Source organism: Blautia acetigignens, assembly GCF_025566865.1.
Taxonomy (GTDB): Bacteria; Bacillota; Clostridia; order Lachnospirales; family Lachnospiraceae; genus Blautia_A; species Blautia_A acetigignens.
In genome coordinates this window covers 129223-146184 of record NZ_JAOQJM010000007.1, presented here as the reverse complement: position 1 = coordinate 146184, position 16962 = coordinate 129223, and the positions used below count along the sequence as shown (strand labels likewise).

Sequence of the window (16962 nt, the reverse complement as noted above, 5' to 3'; positions counted from 1 at the left end):
ATTTAATAAAATGTCAAGATGTTTTGAATGTTAAATTACCTTCCGTCCCTGCACATACTTTCCGACCAGATTCCGGTCATCGGACAGGTAGACCAGTCGCTCCAGTCGATCGCGGGTGGAGATTTCCTGGGGGTGGCGGATGTTGTGGTCGTCCAGGATCATAGCGTCGAATTCGTAGCCTTTCTCGAAGCTTCCTACTTTTCCGAAGAAGGAACCGCCGCCGATGGTGGCCATGTAAAAGGCCTCTTCCAGAGTGACAGGAGCCAGGTTCTGGTCCATTAATCTCCAGCGGAGCTTGGATACCTGGATGGTGTCGGCGATGGCGCGGAACATGGAGAGGGAGAAACCTCCAGCAACGTCAGTGCCAAGGCCTACGTGAAGGCCCATGTCCAGATAACGGCGGATTGGCGCGATGCCGGACGCAATGTCGGTATTGGATTCCGGACAGTGAGCAATGTAAACACCCTGATCCTTGATCATCTGAATTTCCTCGTCTGTGGAGTGGACGCAGTGCGCCATAATTGTGGGGCAGGAATTGCTGTTTGCGGACGCTGCTGTGTAATCAAGTTCGCTTTCTGCATTTTTCGTTCCGAACAGTCCAAACATGTCATAAGCGTCCCCATAAAATCGGCTGGTTGGGCAAAGCTCCTTCACCCATGCGATTTCCCCGAAATTCTCAGACAGGTGTGACTGCACAGGAACGTGATATTCTTTCTGAATTTTACCAAGTTCCGTCATCAGTTCGTCCGTACAGGATGGGGTAAAACGTGGAGTAAGAATGGGGTAAGTGTGGTCGTAACGTCTCTTAATATCTTCCAGCCACTGACGGGTATCCGCCGCAGATGCCTGCGCACTTTCCTCCTGAAGCTCCGGTGAGCCGTTGCGGTCCATATTTACTTTTCCAACCATAGTTGCCAGACCGCTTTCCTCCAGCATATCCATAAGAAGTTCGGTAGCCGGACGGTGCAGGGTGGCGAAAATGCAGGCTCTTGTGGTAAAGCTGTGCTTCAGATCATCTACAAAAATAGAGTAGGCTTTTTTCGCATAAGAAAGATCCGCATAACGTGCTTCCTGTGGGAAGGTAATGGTATTCAGCCAGTCCAGAAGTTCCAGATCCATTCCGGTTCCCCGGTAAGCGTACTGGGGAGCATGAAGATGCAAGTCTGTAAATCCCGGGATAATCAGGCGGTTGCCCAGATCTTCCACTGGAACATCCTTATATTCTTCTGGAAGCTGGGAAAAAACACCTGCGCAGATGCCGTTTTCACAGACCACATAGGAGTCCTCCATGAAAACCATTTCGCGCTGATTCTTGCTGTAACAGATCATACCTTTTAAAGCAAACAATTCTTTTTTCATATCAAACCATCCTTTCCGCGACAGAAGTGCCAAGCATAATGGGAAGAAGTTTTTGGCTGTGCAGTTTCAGTCAAAGCCAGACCAATAAAAAACCACCCGCAATATGTTACACCTGCACACCTCCTCGCATGCAGCTTATAGACAACTATTAGGGTAGTTGGTAGAAACGTCCAACCGGATTATGGACATATATAAGCGTTCGCTGTTTTGTTTTTATAACTTTATTGTACACAGAATTGCATGCCAAATCAAGAAAAATTTCACAAATGTTCGCCATATTTTCATACCATTGTCACAGAATTTGGTATATAATGAAGTAAAATTACGGAGGTGATTTTACGCTACGCAAACGGAGCGAAGCGGAGTTCGCGGTTCCCGTCACGGAAGCGATTTTACGCTACGCAAAAAAAGGAGATTGACATCATATGAGCTACAGCTTTAAAGGCCGTGTTAGATACAGTGAAATAGGAGAGAACGGATGCCTGACCCTGCCGGGGATTCAGGATTATTATCAGGATTGCTGCACATTCCAGTCTGAAAGCATTGGACAGGGAATGGAGGTTCTTGAGAATCGCCAGAGAGCCTGGGTACTTTCTTCCTGGCAGATCATAGTGGAACGCTATCCCAAGATGGGTGAATCCATCATTGCCACCACAGCCCCATATGGTTTCAAGGGCTTCCTGGGAATGCGTAACTTTACCCTGGAAACAGAAGATGGGGAGCGTTTATCCTGGGCGAACAGCATCTGGACAAATATTGACACCCAGACCGGGCTGCCGGCACGCCTTACAGATGAAGATACCAGAGGCTATGTGCTGGATGAGAAACTGGACATGGATTATGCTCCGCGCAAAATTGCATTGCCGGAGAACATGACTGCGGAAGAACCCTTTGCTATTCAGAAGCACCATCTGGACACCCATCATCATGTAAACAACTGCCAGTATATCCGCATGGCAGCAGATTATCTGCCGGAGGGCTTTGTGATCCGTCAGATGAGAGCGGAGTACAAGAAACAGGCACTGCTGGGAGATATTTTTTACCCGTCAGTGAAGCAGGAAACCGGGAAAGTTACCGTCGCCCTTTCCACAGAAGGCGGCGAACCCTACGCTGTGGTAGAATTTACAGAAGCCTGATTTCTATATATTGCCAATTGTATTGCCAGGCAGAGAAAAATTTTGCAGCCAGGCTGAAACATAATAGGAACAGACCGCTGGCTATTTTACAGCCAATAATGAAACAGTACCGGAAATATACAAAATACAAGTGGAAATACGTCTGTACAAGTGATATAGTATAGATAATAGTATACGTGCAAAGGAGGACACAACTATGCTGGAGAAATTAAAAGAAGAAGTTTACAAAGCAAATATGGATCTGCCGAAATATGGTCTGGTTACTTTTACCTGGGGAAATGTAAGCGGAATCGATCGTGAAAAGGGTCTTTTTGTAATAAAACCAAGTGGCGTAGATTATGATAAGCTGACACCAGAGGATATGGTAGTGGTGGATTTAGAGGGAAATAAAGTAGAAGGAAAATATAATCCATCTTCTGATACACCTACTCATGTAGTGCTTTACAATGCATTCCCGAAAATCGGCGGAATCGTACATACCCATTCTTCCTGGGCTACAAGCTGGGCACAGGCAGGACGCGCAATTCCTTGCTATGGAACTACCCATGCAGATTACATTTACGGAGAAGTTCCATGTGTCCGTAATCTGGATAAAAGCGAGATTGCAGAAGCATATGAGAGAAATACAGGTATCCTGATCGCAGATTATTTCAAGAAGAGAGACTATGAAGCTGTTCCCGCAGTTCTCTGCAAGAACCACGGACCTTTCACATGGGGAAAAGATGCTCATGAAGCTGTTCACAACGCAGTTGTACTGGAAGAGGTTGCCAAGATGGCTTCCCGCTGCGAGCTGATAAATCCAGATGTGAAACCGGCACCGCAGGAGCTTCAGGATAAGCATTATTACAGAAAACATGGCGAGAATGCTTATTACGGACAGGGAACCTTGGAAATCTAACATAGTTTGCAAATACGCTTCAACAAAACATCAACAGCCTTCCGACATCTTTCCGGAAGGCTGTTTCTCATAGAAAAATCATTCTTTTTCCAAAATACATTCTACAGGTTCTTCTTCGTAATCCTGAAAAACCTTCATCAGCAGCATAGAATTGCAGTATGCCAGAAAAGAAAATCCCAGCAAAATCATAAATACCTTTGCAAAATCAGAAAATCCAAAGCAGAAGAATAGATATACCGCCAAAATTCCCGCAAGCCCCAATGTAAATTTAGGATGGGTTATGGCAACGAAAAATGCGTTTTTCATGGACTGCGTCAGGGTGTTATCAAATCTTGCCATCAAAGGATAGCAGTACATAAAAGTCAGTGCAAGAACCACCAGAAGTGCAGTCATTACAAACATAAGTGCATTTCCCAGTACGGTATTCTGTTCGCCCCAGAAATGTGCATTAAAAAGAAACACAAGTGCCAGAACCAGCTGAATCAGAAACGCCGCAGCAGACTGGCGGAAATTTTCTTTGAATGCTTTGAAGTAGGTGGAGAAAATGTATCCGCCTTCTTTGCGTGCTTCTTTCAAGGTTACCGTATAAAGTGCCGTCAGAGCCGGGCCTATGGTAAAAATCGGCAGACATGTAATCAGAAAGATCACGTTCAGTCCGATAAATGCCGCCAGAGAATTCATAAACTGAAAAAATGGACTGTCGGGATTGAATTTCATAATGTTTTACCTCCAGAGTATTCAGATGTAAATAGCTCAACTGTTCAGCAATGTTACTTAATGACATTGTTTCATTTAGAGTTCTTACTCCCTCATATTATATAGAAAGAATTTTACGGTCTACAGTAAAAATCATATCTTGGGTACAGCAATAGTGATTTCTCATTTGTCTATGAATTAATTCTAAAATTTCCATAAACCATGTCAAATTTTCACCGTATTTTCCAATAAAAATTAGTGCTACCATGACAACAGCTAAAAGAGAGCTGTGAACGCAGAAGCAGCAGCTGGCTGCAACTTGCGGTAAACAGATCTTTAAAAAGAAGGAGGGAAAAAACAGATGGCGAAAGCTACATCCGCGGCAAAAACCGCAACACCAAAAGGTTCTAAGAAAAACAAGAAACTGACTCTTATGATCATACCTTTTGTAATTTTAGTATTTCTGTTTTCTTATTTCCCATTGCATGGCTGGATTTATGCATTCTACGATTACAAACCGCCGCTTCCACTTAGCAAATGCGAGTTTGTAGGACTGCAGTGGTTTAAGATGCTATTTGGAAATAAGACACAGGTTGCTCAGATGATCCAGGTTATGAAGAACACCTTTGCAATGAGCTTGCTGGGAATTGCAACTTCTATGCTCCCGCTGTTCTTCGCAATTTTATTAAATGAGATCAAGTGCAAATGGTTCAAAACAATGGTACAGACCCTGACAACCCTGCCGAACTTCATCAGCTGGGTTATGGTATATTCCGTTGCGTTCTGTCTGTTTTCCAACACTGGTATGGTAAACACCTTACTGCAGAACCTTGGCTGGATTTCCGAACCAATTAAATTCCTGGACAGTGATTCCCACACATGGCTGACAATGCTTCTGTGGAATACATGGAAAGGCCTTGGCTGGGGCGCGATCATGTATCTGGCATCTATCACAGGAATTGACCAGGAACAGTACGAAGCTGCAAGAGTGGATGGAGCAAACCGCTTCCAGCTCATGCTTCACATTACATTCCCGGCGCTGCTTCCAACCTACTTCGTAATGCTGATGCTTTCCGTAGCAAACTTCCTGAACAATGGTATGGACCAGTATTTCGTATTCCAGAACTCTTTCAACAAGGCTCATATCCAGGTGCTTGACCTGTACGTATATAACATCGGTATGACCGGATCAAGCCTTTCCCTTGCAACTGCGATCAGTATGCTGAAGAGTGTGGTAAGTGTGGTACTGCTGTTCGTTGTAAACTTTGTTTCCAAGAAGACCCGTGGAGAATCCATTATCTAAAAGGAAGGAGAAAGAGATGAAAGAAAAAGTTGTATTTAAAGAAAAGAAAAAACCTCTGTCTGCTTCCGATAAGGTTTTTAACGTATTTAACTATCTGCTGTTTGGCCTTTTGACACTGATCTGCCTGTATCCGTTTTATTATCTGATCATTAACACCATCAGTGCCAACGATTTAAGTGCCAACGGTCTGATTACCCTGATTCCAAAAGGAATCCATTTTGAAAATTACAAGCAGGTACTTCAGCTTTCCGGTCTTTCTACTGCGGCGCTGATCTCCGTGGCAAGAACCGTGCTGGGAACCGGACTTACCGTACTGGCAAGTGCGTTCCTTGGGTTCATGTTTACGCAGGAAAAAATGTGGGGAAGAAGCTTCTGGTATCGTGTAATTGTAATCACCATGTATTTTAACGCAGGTCTGATTCCAATGTTTATCACCATGAAAACCCTGCATTTGAACAACACCTTCTGGGTTTACATTCTTCCGGCAATTGTGCAGCCGTACAACATTATTCTGGTTAAAACCTATGTGGAATCCATTCCAAAGGCTTTACAGGAGGCTGCTGAGATTGACGGAGCCGGAACCTTTAAGATTTTCTACAAGATCATTCTTCCGGCTTGTACCCCGATCCTTGCAACCGTTGCTATTTTCGCGGCAGTTGCACAGTGGAACTCTTTCCAGGATACCCTGATCTACATTACCGATCAGAAGCTTTACTCTCTGCAGTATCTTCTGTACACCTACATCAACCAGGCAAGTTCCCTTGCAACAATGGTTAAGAACAGTACCGGCGGTGCACTGAATATGGCGGCCATTGCCACTCAGCAGACCCCGACCTCAATCCGTATGACCGTATCCGTAATCGTTGTACTTCCGATCCTGTTTATTTACCCATTATTCCAGAGATTCTTTGTCAAAGGTATTATGATCGGTTCTGTAAAAGGTTGATAAAAAATAAGTGACAAACTTATACATAGCAAGTAAAATGAAAACATCAATGGAGGATGGAAAACATGAAAAGAAAAGCAATCAGCGCATGCTTAGTGCAGCACTTATTGCCGGAACTCTGGCAGGCTGCGGTTCTGACAACAGTGATTCCACAGAAAGCACTGCCGTAGAAAGCACAACAGGCGACAGCACAGAAAGTGCGGACAGCAGTGATGGCGAGACCGAAGGAAACTCCAAATACAAGGACTTTATTACAGTTGATGTATTTGACAGCATGGCAAACTATCAGGGAATCCAGTCTGGCTGGTTTGCAAAAATCGTAAAAGACAAATTCAATATGGAACTGAATATTATTGCACAGAACGTAGCCGGCGGCGGTGATACTCTTTTCCAGACACGTTCTGCGGCAGGAGACCTTGGTGACCTGATTATTACAGGATGCGGAAATGGACGTCTTCAGAACCTGGTAACAGCTGGTCTGGTTATTGATATGACAGATTACCTGAAGGATGCTGAGAACGTTCACAGATATGACAGCGCAATTGAAACAACGAGTCAGCTTGTAGAAGAAGATGGAATCTGGGCAATTCCTTCTGAATCTTCCAGTAACTCCCCGACAACCTCTTCAGAAGGTCTTGAGCCAAACTATGGCGCTTATCTCAGATGGGATGCATACAAGGCAGCCGGATATCCGGAACTGAACACATTGGAGGATCTTCTTCCGGCACTTCAGAAAATGCAGGAAGCAGTACCTACAAGCGACAGCGGAAAACAGACTTATGCCATTTCCCTGTTCAAGGACTGGGATGGAAACCTGATGTCAAATGCAAAGCCGGAAGCAAGCCTTTATGGATATGATGAGATCGGTTTCGTGCTTGCAAAAGCAGACGGTTCTGATTATCAGAGCTTTATTGACAGTGATTCTGCATATGTAAGGTCTCTGAAATTCCTGTTTGAGGCAAATCAGATGGGACTTGTAGATCCGGAATCTACAACTCAGAATTATGACACTCTGTTTGCAAAATATCAGGACGGACAGATCTTGTTTTCCCCATATCCATGGCTCGGTCAGTCTGCGTACAATACAGATGCCAATAAAGCTGAGGGAAAAGGCTTCATGCTTGCTCCAATCGCAGATGAATGTATTTTCTCTTATGGATGTCAGGTCAACGGAAACGGTGGAAATGCTGGAATTATGATTGGAAGTAAAGCAGAGGATCCGCAGAGACTGGCAGATTTTATTGACTGGCTGTATTCTCCGGAGGGAATCATGGAATCCTGTGCACAGACAGCAAGTACTTGTGGGCCAGAAGGCCTTACCTGGGAAATGAAAGATGGTGAGCCGGTTATTACAGATTTTGGTAAACAGGCTCTTTATGGTGAGACTGTAAATGTTCCGGACGAATGGGGCGGTGGTACATGGAAAGATGGTGTTTCCGCATTGAATTACAAAGCAGTAAACCAGCTTGATGTGAATCCGGAAACTGGAATCTGTTATGATTATACAACCTGGAGTTCTGTTCTTGAAAATCAGGACAATACTCTCTACGCTGACTGGAAAACTCAGACGGGAGCAGAGACAACAATGGATTACCTTACAAGCCATGACCAGATTTTGGTGGCACCTGGAAGCGGATATGCAGTACCTGAGGAAGACTCTCAGATTAGTACGCTTCGCGGTCAGTGTAAGGCTTCTATCGTAGATTATTCCTGGAAGATGGTATTTGCGTCCAATGAAGATGAGTTTAATTCTCTTCTTGCAGAAATGCAGGATACTTTGGAAGGCCTGGATTATCAGACTGTACTGGATTATGACATGGAGTGCGCAAAGGCTCAGAACGATGCCCGCGTAGCTACTGTAAAACAGTATGAGGAAGAGCACGGAACTGATGCAGCTGCTGAAGAGACTGCAGACGGAAGTGCAGATGACAGTGCGGAAGCTGATACATCTGCAGGGATCGATACAGCAGCAGATAGTGCAGATACAGCTGAGGCTGAGGTTACTGAGGCTCCGGAAGAATAAAGATAATTGGAGCAGATTTGCAGTGCAAGGCAGTAGTTGAAATCAGAATGAAATAAATGCCGGATTTATAAACGAGGGCAGGGGGATCCGTAAAGGGGTTCTCCTGCTTTTGTTTATAATGGAGATTATTTAAATTTGGAAAACTAGAATTATGTAAACTAAATGCGGCATATTTGAAAAGGAGAAAAAATGTTTCAGGACAGCAGAATCAATAAAGTTTTATATGGCGGAGATTACAACCCGGAGCAGTGGCCGGAGGAAATCTGGGAAGAGGATATGCGGCTTTTTAAGCTGGCGGGAATTGATGAGGTAACCTTGAATGTATTTTCCTGGGCAGCTTTGCAGCCAAGTGAGGATACTTATAATTTTGAAAAACTGGATAAGATCATGGATCTGGTGGAGGCAAATGGGCTGAAGGTTTTCCTTGCCACCTCTACAGCGGCTCATCCGGCGTGGATGGCGAAACGCCACCCAGATATTTTGCGCACCGAGTTTAGCGGCATGAAGCGAAAATTTGGAAGCCGCCACAATTCCTGCCAGAACAGTCCAACCTATCAGAAGTATTCTGTTCTTCTGGCGAAAAAGCTGGCAGAGCGGTATGGAGAACGGGAGTGCGTGATTGGCTGGCACATCTGCAATGAGTATGGCGGAGAGTGCTACTGTGAAAACTGCGAAAAGCAGTTCCGGGTCTGGCTGAAGGAAAAATACGGCACCATTGAGGAAGTAAATAAAGCTTGGGATACCAGCTTTTGGGGACATACCTTCTATGACTGGGACGAAATTGTGCTGCCAAATATGCTGAGTGAACATTTTGAGCCAGACCGCACTACTTTTCAGGGGATTTCCCTGGACTACCGCCGTTTCAATTCAGAAGGGATGCTGAAATGTTACCAGGCAGAGGCTGCGGCAATCCGTTCTGTGGTTCCGGATGCCAAAATTACAACTAATCTCATGGGATTTTATAAGCCGCTGGATTATCAGATGTGGGCAAAATCCATGGATTTTATCTCATGGGACAATTATCCGGCAAATGAAGATCCTTACTCCAGAATTGCCATGAATCATGACCTGATGCGGGGAATCAAAGGGGGACAGCCTTTTGTGCTGATGGAACAGACGCCAAGTGTGACCAACTGGCTGGCGTATAATGCACTGAAGCGTCCTGGAGTTATGCGTCTGTGGAGCTATCAGGCAATGGCGCATGGGGCAGATGCGGTGCTGTTTTTCCAGATGAGACGTTCCATTGGTGCATGTGAAAAGTATCATGGTGCAGTGATTGACCATGTTGGGACAGAGAATACCAGAGTTTTCCGTGAAATTTCCCAGCTTGGAAAGGAACTGCAGCAGCTTGGGGATAAGACTCTGGGTGCCAGAAGCCGGGCAAAGGCAGCGATTCTGGTTGACTGGGACAACTGGTGGGCAATTGAGTACTCTGCCGGCCCGAGCCGTGATCTGAAATATCTGGACGAGGTTTTTCTATATTACAGGGCGCTGGAGGAACAGAATTATGCAGTGGACATTATTGGCGTGGAGGACGATCTGGAGCAGTATGAAGTAGTGACCGCACCTCTTCTTTATATGACAAAGGGAAATACGGATGAGAAGATCCGCCAGTTTGTGAAGAAGGGCGGCACGTTTATTACTTCTTATTTCAGCGGCATTGTGGATGAGCATGACCTGGTTATTACAGGGGGCTATCCGGGAAAGTTGCGTGATATTCTGGGAATCTGGGTGGAGGAGTCCGATGCCCTTCCCCGGGATAAGAGAAATCACTTTATGTATGGCGGTGTTTCCTGTGAGGCGTCTTTGCTGTGTGATCTGATGCATTTGGAGGGGGCCAGAGAGCTGGCTTCTTATGAAGAAGATTTTTACGCGGGCACGCCTGTGATTACGGAAAACAGCTTTGGGGCTGGAAAGGCGTATTATGTGGGAACCCGGTCTTCACAGGAATTTTACCGGATGTTTATGCGGGAGCGTATGGAAGAAAAAGGGATTTCTCCGGTTCTGGAGGCTCCGGAGGGAGTTGAGGCAACGGAGAGGTTTAAAGATGGAAAAGGCGTGATGTTTGTGCTGAACCATAATGATGAGGAGACTGTATTTGTGCTGAATGAGGCGCGGAAAGATCTGCTTACTGGGGAGCAGTATGAAGGCGGAACGGTGGTGACGCTGGAGGCAAAAGGGGTTATGTTGTTGGAAAATTGACGGTGGATTGCTGGACGTGCGTTTGCAATGTATATTCACCGCAGGTCGTCGCAACATTCCGCAGAGTGTCAATTTTCCCTTGATTTTTAATGAATTGGTATTAAGATAGGGTTAGAATTATGTTTGAAAAATCATTCAATATATAGGAGGCTGTACCAATGATTCATGAAAAAATAGAAATCCAGTTAAAGGACTCAGAATTTAAGGCAAATTTGTTCACTTATTTCCTGGATAATTCACCGGAGATTGATTTGGGGAGAAAGAGGCCGGTTGTTTTGATTTGTCCGGGAGGCGGATATGAGATGACTTCAGATCGTGAGGCGGAGGCGCTGGCTGTTAAGTTTATGGCTATGGGCTATCATGCGGCAATTCTGCGCTACAGCGTAGCTCCGGCACGGTTCCCGGAAGCACTTCTGCAGCTTGCCACAGCAGTTGCAATGCTTCGTGAAAATGCAGAAAAGTGGCATATTGATACAGGCAAGATCGTAGTTCAGGGATCTTCCGCAGGAGGACACTTGGCAGCAAGTCTTGGAGTGTTCTGGAACAAGCCATTTGTAGCGGAGGCTCTGGGAATGGATGCCGGGAAATTCCGTCCTAATGGACTGATGCTTAGCTATCCGGTTATCACTTCCGGGGAAAAGGCTCATCAGGGATCTTTTGAAAAAGTTCTTGGCGAGGACTATGTAGATGAAGAGAAGCGCAGATTTTTATCGCTGGAATATAGTGTCAGCAAGGATACACCGCCGACTTTCCTGTGGCATACCGCTCCGGATGACACCGTTCCGGTAGAGAATTCCCTGCTGTTTTTCCAGGCACTTCATGCACTGGATATTCCGGCAGAGCTGCATATTTATCCAGTAGGCGGTCACGGCCTTGGCCTTGCCACTGCAGAAACCGCCTGCCCCAACGGCTACGGTATCCAGCCCGAATGCGAAAGCTGGATCCAGCTGGCTGGGGATTGGATGAAGCATATGTTTGAAAATAAGTAAGGATAAGAAAAAGGGGAGCGCAGTTTGGGGCACTCCCTGTTCTGAAAAATATGAAATTCATTCAATATCCAGTTCCGGCGGTTCATCCATTGTATCGGAAACGTATTTTCCGTTCTTTTTGCGCTGCCGGACACATTCGGTAAGCAGATATTCAATCTGACCGTTTACGGAGCGGAAATCATCCTCAGCCCAGGCCGCAATCTGGTCATACAGCTTGGCAGACAGCCTGAGGGGAATCTGTTTCTTCGGTCTGGTATCTGCCATTAATAGAGACTTCCCGAATTGACTATCGGCTGAGCGTCATGATTGCCGCACAGCACTACCAGAAGGTTGGAAACCATGGCAGCCTTCCGCTCCTCGTCAAGCTCTACCACGTTATTTTCATTCAACCGTTCTAACGCCATTTCTACCATACCAACAGCACCGTCTACGATCATCTTTCTGGCATCAATAATAGCAGATGCCTGCTGTCTCTGCAGCATAACTGCAGCAATCTCAGGTGCATAAGCCAGATATGTAATACGTGCTTCGATAATCTCAAGACCTGCTTCTGCAACCTTCTGCTGGATCTCGTCACGGATACGCCCGGCTACGATTTCACTGGAACCGCGAAGGCTTCCCTCATCTGCAACTCCGTCTCCGGTAGTATCCACATTAGGAGCTACATCATAAGGATAAATTCTTACGATATTACGAAGTGCGCTGTCACACTGCAGGGAAAGATATTCCTTGTAGTTGTCAACATTGAAAACGGCTTTCGCTGTATCGGTCACACGCCACATAACCGCAATTCCGATTTCCACCGGGTTACCAAGACAATCATTGATTTTCTGACGGTTGTTGTTAAGAGTCATAATCTTCAGGGAAATCTTCTTGTTTACGTAAGAGCTGCTTGCAGAAGCAGTGGTTCCTGCTGCTGCGAGAGTCAGAACTGACTTGGCAGTGTTTCCTCCGTCTACATCTCCACTTTGATTCAGCTTGGTCTTCGCTGCCGGGTTCACTGCTGTACAGAACGGATTTACCCAGTAGAAACCATCGTTCTTCAGAGTTCCCACATACTTACCAAACAAAGTAAGTACCAGAGCTTCCTGTGGCTTCAGCACTTTTAATCCGCAAAAGGGAATCCATCCCAGGGATAGCCAAATAATTCCAATGACCACCAATGGAATCCAGTAAAACATGGCACCGATTGTAGTAAAGGCAGCAGCTGCTACGTAAAGCAGAATAAACAATACCATCATACCCATACCATTTTTCTTGTTATCCAAAACTTTTTCCTGCATAATAAGCCTCCTGACCGGGATAACGATTATAACAGATATCCCTGAATGTATGTGACAGCTATGATACGGAATAGCTGTCTTATATTGCCTTTGGATATTGATATGATATCATTTAGATATCATAATGTCAACTATAAATGTTTTGGAAGCAGTTATTTGGTTAAATTTGGGAATACAGAGATTTGTGATATCAGGAAAAATATAATAAATTTGAGGATGTACAGAAGAAGATATGTTAATATAAACGCAGGCTCCACCATATACGAGTGGATAGGACTGAAAAAGGGGATGACAGTTTATGAAAGCAGTGATTGCAATTGATTCATTTAAAGGAAGTATGGATTCTATAGAGGCGGGAGAGGCAGCAGAGAAAGGGATTCGGAGAGTGTTTACGGATGCGGAAGCAATCGTGTATCCGTTAGCAGATGGTGGCGAGGGAACGGTACAGGCTTTGGCGAAAGGGCTTGGCGGCAAACTGGAAAAAGTAAAGGTGACAGGACCGTTGGGAGAGCCTGTAATTTGTGAGTATGGAATTGTGGAGGAGAAAACTGCAATTATAGAAATGGCAGGAGCAGCTGGGATTACTCTGGTTCAACCGAAACTTCGCAATCCGCTGAACACCACAACCTACGGCGTTGGTGAAGTGATAAAAGACGCAATAGGAAAAGGCTGCCGTCATTTTATTATCGGAATTGGCGGAAGTGCAACCAACGATGGCGGAATCGGAATGCTTCAGGCATTAGGTGCAGAATTTTTGGATGAAGGTGGAAAACAGGTACCGTTTGGAGCTCGAGGTGTGGAAAAACTGGCGTCAATCAACTGTGAGCATATATTATTTGAATTGAAAGAATGTGACTTCCGAATTGCCTGTGATGTAGATAATCCCTTATGCGGCGAAAATGGCTGCAGCCACATCTTTGGTCCGCAAAAAGGTGCAACTCCAAGGATGGCAGAGCAGATGGATCAGTGGATGAGGAAATATGCAAAACTGACAGAAGAATATTTCCAAATGGCTGGTACCAGGCAGAACTACGATTCCAATTACCCTGGCTGTGGTGCCGCTGGCGGTCTTGGGTTTGCATTCCGCGCATTTCTTCGTGGAAAGCTTGAACCCGGAATTAATATTGTTTTGGAAGAAATCGGAATCGAAACAGCAATAAAAGATGCCGACATTGTGATTACAGGCGAAGGCTGTCTTGACGGACAGACTGTCATGGGTAAAGCTCCTATCGGCATTGCCCGACTTGCCAAAAAGTACGGCAAGCCCGTCATCGCCTTCTCTGGCGCAGTCACTGAGGATGCCGCTGCATGCAACCAAGCCGGAATAGACGCCTTTTTTCCCATACTGCGTCAGGTAACCACATTGGAAGCCGCCATGTCCCCTGCCACTGCAATAAGGAACATGACAGCTGCCGTGGAGCAGACCTTTCGTTTGCTGAAAATGTCTTTTATTTATGGAAAAGAATTTAAAATGTATTCCGTTTCCCCTCTTGACTTCTCCCACAAACAAGAGTAATATGAACTACAACGCAATGGCGCGTTAGCAAGATAACGCCGCCATTGCATTTTTTTTACCCTGAAACAAGAAAAAGGGGCGAAAAACCTCATGTTATATGATTAATAAAAAGCTATTAAGAGGAGGAAACAAACATGAAGAAGAACTATTTATGGAGAAAAATGACAAGTGGTCTTATGGCAGCTGCGGTTACAGTAACTGCAATGCCGGGACTTGGACTTACAATGGTACAGGCAGAAGAAAAGAAAACATTAAAAGTAGCTATGGAGTGCAGCTATGCTCCATACAACTGGACTCAGCCAGATGATTCCAACGGAGCAGTTCCCATTTCAGGAAGCTCTGACTACGCATATGGTTATGACGTCATGATGGCAAAACATATCTGCGACGAGCTGGGCTATGACCTGGAAATCGTAAAGCTGGACTGGGATTCCCTGGTACCTGCTGTACAGTCCGGAAAAGTTGACTGTGTTATTGCAGGACAGTCAATTACATCTGAGCGTCAGCAGATGGTAGATTTCACAGAGCCATATTACTATGCGTCCATTATCACATTGGTAAAAAGTGATGGAGATTACGCTGATGCAGCAAGCGTAGCAGACTTAAAAGGAGTAACCTGTACTTCCCAACAGAACACCATCTGGTATGATTCCTGCCTGCCGCAGATTGAAGATGCAAATATCCTTCCTGCACAGGAAAGTGCACCGGCTATGCTGGTGGCTTTGGAATCCGGCAAATGTGATGCCGTTGTAACCGATATGCCAACCGGAATGGCAGCATGTGTAGCTTATCCGGATTTTAAACTTCTTGACTTCTCAGGCACAGACGGAGATTTCGATGTATCTGATGAGGACATCAACATCGGTATTTCCGTACAGAAAGGCAATACTGAGCTTTTGGATGCGTTAAACAGTGTTCTGGACAAAATGACAGAGGATGATTATACCAAGATGATGGATGAGGCAATTTCCGTACAGCCGCTGTCAGAATAATGTAGCAAGGAGGAGAAAAAATTATGCTTCCTGAAAGCTTCTGGGGACGGATCCAGTATCTGCTCCAGCAATACGGCACCTCATTTTTGTCAGGAGCCGGAAATACAATGATCATAGCAATTGTAGGCACCTTTTTAGGGTGCCTCATTGGCTTTATAGTTGGAATTATTCAGACAATTCCAGTAGATCAGAGAGATTCCACAGTAAAGAAAACACTGGTTGGAATTCTGAAATTCATCATGGCCTGCTACGTGGAATTTTTCCGCGGAACTCCTATGATGGTACAGGCAATGTTCATTTATTATGGAAGTGCTTACCTGTTCAATATTAACATGTCCATGTGGTTTGCTGCATTTTTCGTAGTTTCTATTAACACAGGAGCCTATATGGCAGAAACCGTTCGGGGAGGAATCCTTTCCGTTGACGAAGGCCAGACTGAGGGTGCCAAAGCCATTGGAATGACTCACGTGCAGACTATGATAAACGTAATTCTTCCACAGGCACTGCGAAACATTATGCCTCAGATTGGCAACAACCTGATCATTAATATTAAGGACACCTGTGTACTTTCCATCATCGGAATTGTAGAGCTTTTTTACACCACAAAAGGCGTTGCAGGTGCATATTATACCTACTTCGAGGCATTTACAATCGCCATGGTAATGTACTTTATCCTGACCTTTGTCTGCTCCAGACTGCTTCGTCTTCTGGAACATAAAATGGAAGGACCGCAGAACTATGATTTGGCGACAACGGATACACTGACGCACACAAGTGGTCTGTATTCTTATCCGAAAAAGAAGGAGGAGAAATGATCATGAGTGAAAAAATTCTTGAAGTAAAGCATCTGGGAAAAGCCTTTGGAAGTAATCAGGTTCTGCGCGACATCGACTTCTCTGTAAGCGCTGGTGATGTAACCTGTATTATCGGACCCTCCGGTTCCGGTAAATCCACTTTGCTTCGCTGCCTGAATATGTTGGAAACACCCTCCAGCGGTGAGATAAACTATCATGGAACAGACATTACCAGTAAAAATGTAAATGTCCCTGAGTATCGTTCCAAGGTAGGAATGGTTTTCCAGAACTTTAACCTGTTTAACAATATGACTGCCTTGAAAAACTGTACCATCGGTCAGGAAAAGGTCCTGAAAAAAAGTAAAGAAGAGGCTGAGAAAAAAGCACTGTATTATTTGGAAAAGGTTGGAATGGCACCATATATTAATGCTAAGCCGAAACAGCTTTCCGGCGGTCAGAAGCAGCGTGTGGCAATTGCAAGAGCACTTGCTATGGAACCGGAAATCCTGCTCTTTGATGAGCCCACATCTGCACTGGATCCACAGATGGTAGGTGAGGTTCTGGAGGTTATGCGAGACCTGGCACACGAAGGACTTACCATGATCATTGTAACCCATGAAATGGCATTTGCCCGGGACGTTTCCAAAAGAGTGATTTTTATGGCGAACGGGATCATCGTAGAAGACCGCCCACCAAAAGAGCTTTTTGAAAATCCGAAGGATCAGTTGACAAAGGAATTCCTAAGCCGATTTAGAAATGCTTAGATTTACATGTACGGTTATTTTATAGAAAATGCAGCGAATCATAGAAGCAGAGCGCAAGGGA

At 45.1% G+C, this 16962-nt stretch carries 15 protein-coding genes and 1 riboswitch; of the genes, 11 read left to right on the top strand and 4 right to left on the bottom strand.

What is annotated here, in order from left to right:
- Positions 1 to 30 precede the first annotated feature (30 nt).
- Positions 31 to 1359, bottom strand: coding sequence for an amidohydrolase family protein (locus OCV70_RS10590; RefSeq protein WP_117852770.1), 1329 nt, complete (start codon positions 1357 to 1359; stop codon positions 31 to 33).
- 118 nt (positions 1360 to 1477) lie between these two features.
- Positions 1478 to 1574, bottom strand: a riboswitch (purine riboswitch).
- Between the two features lie 210 nt (positions 1575 to 1784).
- Between OCV70_RS10590 and OCV70_RS10585 the strand changes: the two genes are divergently transcribed.
- Positions 1785 to 2495, top strand: coding sequence for an acyl-[acyl-carrier-protein] thioesterase (locus OCV70_RS10585; protein ID WP_117852772.1), 711 nt, complete (start codon positions 1785 to 1787; stop codon positions 2493 to 2495).
- 196 nt (positions 2496 to 2691) lie between these two features.
- Positions 2692 to 3393, top strand: coding sequence for an L-ribulose-5-phosphate 4-epimerase (locus OCV70_RS10580; RefSeq protein WP_021926091.1), 702 nt, complete (start codon positions 2692 to 2694; stop codon positions 3391 to 3393).
- 78 nt (positions 3394 to 3471) lie between these two features.
- Here OCV70_RS10580 and OCV70_RS10575 read toward each other — a convergent pair whose 3' ends face one another.
- Positions 3472 to 4110: a YesL family protein gene (locus OCV70_RS10575; protein ID WP_117852774.1), complete on the bottom strand. Its 639-nt coding sequence runs from the start codon at positions 4108 to 4110 to the stop codon at positions 3472 to 3474.
- A 340-nt stretch (positions 4111 to 4450) separates the two neighbouring features.
- On the opposite strand from OCV70_RS10575, the gene OCV70_RS10570 reads away from it, so the two are divergent.
- The 5 genes from OCV70_RS10570 to OCV70_RS10550 all read left to right on the top strand — a co-directional run bounded on the left by OCV70_RS10570 (position 4451) and on the right by OCV70_RS10550 (position 11552).
- Positions 4451 to 5392: an ABC transporter permease subunit gene (locus tag OCV70_RS10570; RefSeq protein WP_117852777.1), complete on the top strand. Its 942-nt coding sequence runs from the start codon at positions 4451 to 4453 to the stop codon at positions 5390 to 5392.
- 16 nt (positions 5393 to 5408) lie between these two features.
- Positions 5409 to 6338: a carbohydrate ABC transporter permease gene (locus OCV70_RS10565; RefSeq protein ID WP_021926094.1), complete on the top strand. Its 930-nt coding sequence runs from the start codon at positions 5409 to 5411 to the stop codon at positions 6336 to 6338.
- A 37-nt stretch (positions 6339 to 6375) separates the two neighbouring features.
- On the top strand, positions 6376 to 8361 hold the full coding sequence (locus tag OCV70_RS10560) for an extracellular solute-binding protein (protein WP_262579684.1): 1986 nt from the start codon (positions 6376 to 6378) through the stop codon (positions 8359 to 8361).
- Between the two features lie 189 nt (positions 8362 to 8550).
- Positions 8551 to 10563, top strand: coding sequence for a beta-galactosidase (locus OCV70_RS10555; protein ID WP_117852779.1), 2013 nt, complete (start codon positions 8551 to 8553; stop codon positions 10561 to 10563).
- 158 nt (positions 10564 to 10721) lie between these two features.
- Positions 10722 to 11552, top strand: coding sequence for an alpha/beta hydrolase (locus OCV70_RS10550; protein WP_021926097.1), 831 nt, complete (start codon positions 10722 to 10724; stop codon positions 11550 to 11552).
- A 57-nt stretch (positions 11553 to 11609) separates the two neighbouring features.
- Here the strand turns inward: OCV70_RS10550 and OCV70_RS10545 are convergent, their stop codons facing one another.
- Positions 11610 to 11816, bottom strand: a complete 207-nt coding sequence (locus OCV70_RS10545; RefSeq protein ID WP_026649632.1) for a type II toxin-antitoxin system antitoxin — start codon at positions 11814 to 11816, stop codon at positions 11610 to 11612.
- On the bottom strand, positions 11816 to 12835 hold the full coding sequence (locus OCV70_RS10540) for an SPFH domain-containing protein (RefSeq protein WP_117852782.1): 1020 nt from the start codon (positions 12833 to 12835) through the stop codon (positions 11816 to 11818). The genes OCV70_RS10545 and OCV70_RS10540 overlap by 1 nt, the downstream gene beginning before the upstream one ends.
- 298 nt (positions 12836 to 13133) lie before the next feature.
- Between OCV70_RS10540 and OCV70_RS10535 the strand changes: the two genes are divergently transcribed.
- From OCV70_RS10535 to OCV70_RS10520, 4 genes are all read left to right on the top strand, one after another.
- Entirely contained in the window at positions 13134 to 14351 is a 1218-nt protein-coding gene (locus tag OCV70_RS10535; RefSeq protein WP_195587840.1) for a glycerate kinase family protein, read from the top strand.
- Positions 14352 to 14527: 176 nt separating this feature from the next.
- Positions 14528 to 15343, top strand: a complete 816-nt coding sequence (locus OCV70_RS10530) for a transporter substrate-binding domain-containing protein (RefSeq protein ID WP_408610298.1) — start codon at positions 14528 to 14530, stop codon at positions 15341 to 15343.
- Between the two features lie 23 nt (positions 15344 to 15366).
- Complete coding sequence (locus OCV70_RS10525) at positions 15367 to 16158, top strand: amino acid ABC transporter permease (protein ID WP_262579683.1); 792 nt, start codon at positions 15367 to 15369, stop codon at positions 16156 to 16158.
- 2 nt (positions 16159 to 16160) lie between these two features.
- Positions 16161 to 16901, top strand: coding sequence for an amino acid ABC transporter ATP-binding protein (locus OCV70_RS10520; RefSeq protein ID WP_021926103.1), 741 nt, complete (start codon positions 16161 to 16163; stop codon positions 16899 to 16901).
- The last annotated feature ends 61 nt before the right edge of the window (positions 16902 to 16962 follow it).

Bases quoted from the DNA above. Each gene is read 5' to 3' on its own strand.
- OCV70_RS10590 (WP_117852770.1), bottom strand. From the start codon at position 1,359: ATGAAAAAAGAATTGTTTGCTTTAAAAGGTATGATCTGTTACAGCAAG.
- OCV70_RS10585 (WP_117852772.1), top strand. From the start codon at position 1,785: ATGAGCTACAGCTTTAAAGGCCGTGTTAGATACAGTGAAATAGGAGAG.
- OCV70_RS10580 (WP_021926091.1), top strand. From the start codon at position 2,692: ATGCTGGAGAAATTAAAAGAAGAAGTTTACAAAGCAAATATGGATCTG.
- OCV70_RS10575 (WP_117852774.1), bottom strand. From the start codon at position 4,110: ATGAAATTCAATCCCGACAGTCCATTTTTTCAGTTTATGAATTCTCTG.
- OCV70_RS10570 (WP_117852777.1), top strand. From the start codon at position 4,451: ATGGCGAAAGCTACATCCGCGGCAAAAACCGCAACACCAAAAGGTTCT.
- OCV70_RS10565 (WP_021926094.1), top strand. From the start codon at position 5,409: ATGAAAGAAAAAGTTGTATTTAAAGAAAAGAAAAAACCTCTGTCTGCT.
- OCV70_RS10560 (WP_262579684.1), top strand. From the start codon at position 6,376: ATGAAAACATCAATGGAGGATGGAAAACATGAAAAGAAAAGCAATCAG.
- OCV70_RS10555 (WP_117852779.1), top strand. From the start codon at position 8,551: ATGTTTCAGGACAGCAGAATCAATAAAGTTTTATATGGCGGAGATTAC.
- OCV70_RS10550 (WP_021926097.1), top strand. From the start codon at position 10,722: ATGATTCATGAAAAAATAGAAATCCAGTTAAAGGACTCAGAATTTAAG.
- OCV70_RS10545 (WP_026649632.1), bottom strand. From the start codon at position 11,816: ATGGCAGATACCAGACCGAAGAAACAGATTCCCCTCAGGCTGTCTGCC.
- OCV70_RS10540 (WP_117852782.1), bottom strand. From the start codon at position 12,835: ATGCAGGAAAAAGTTTTGGATAACAAGAAAAATGGTATGGGTATGATG.
- OCV70_RS10535 (WP_195587840.1), top strand. From the start codon at position 13,134: ATGAAAGCAGTGATTGCAATTGATTCATTTAAAGGAAGTATGGATTCT.
- OCV70_RS10530 (WP_408610298.1), top strand. From the start codon at position 14,528: ATGGCAGCTGCGGTTACAGTAACTGCAATGCCGGGACTTGGACTTACA.
- OCV70_RS10525 (WP_262579683.1), top strand. From the start codon at position 15,367: ATGCTTCCTGAAAGCTTCTGGGGACGGATCCAGTATCTGCTCCAGCAA.
- OCV70_RS10520 (WP_021926103.1), top strand. From the start codon at position 16,161: ATGAGTGAAAAAATTCTTGAAGTAAAGCATCTGGGAAAAGCCTTTGGA.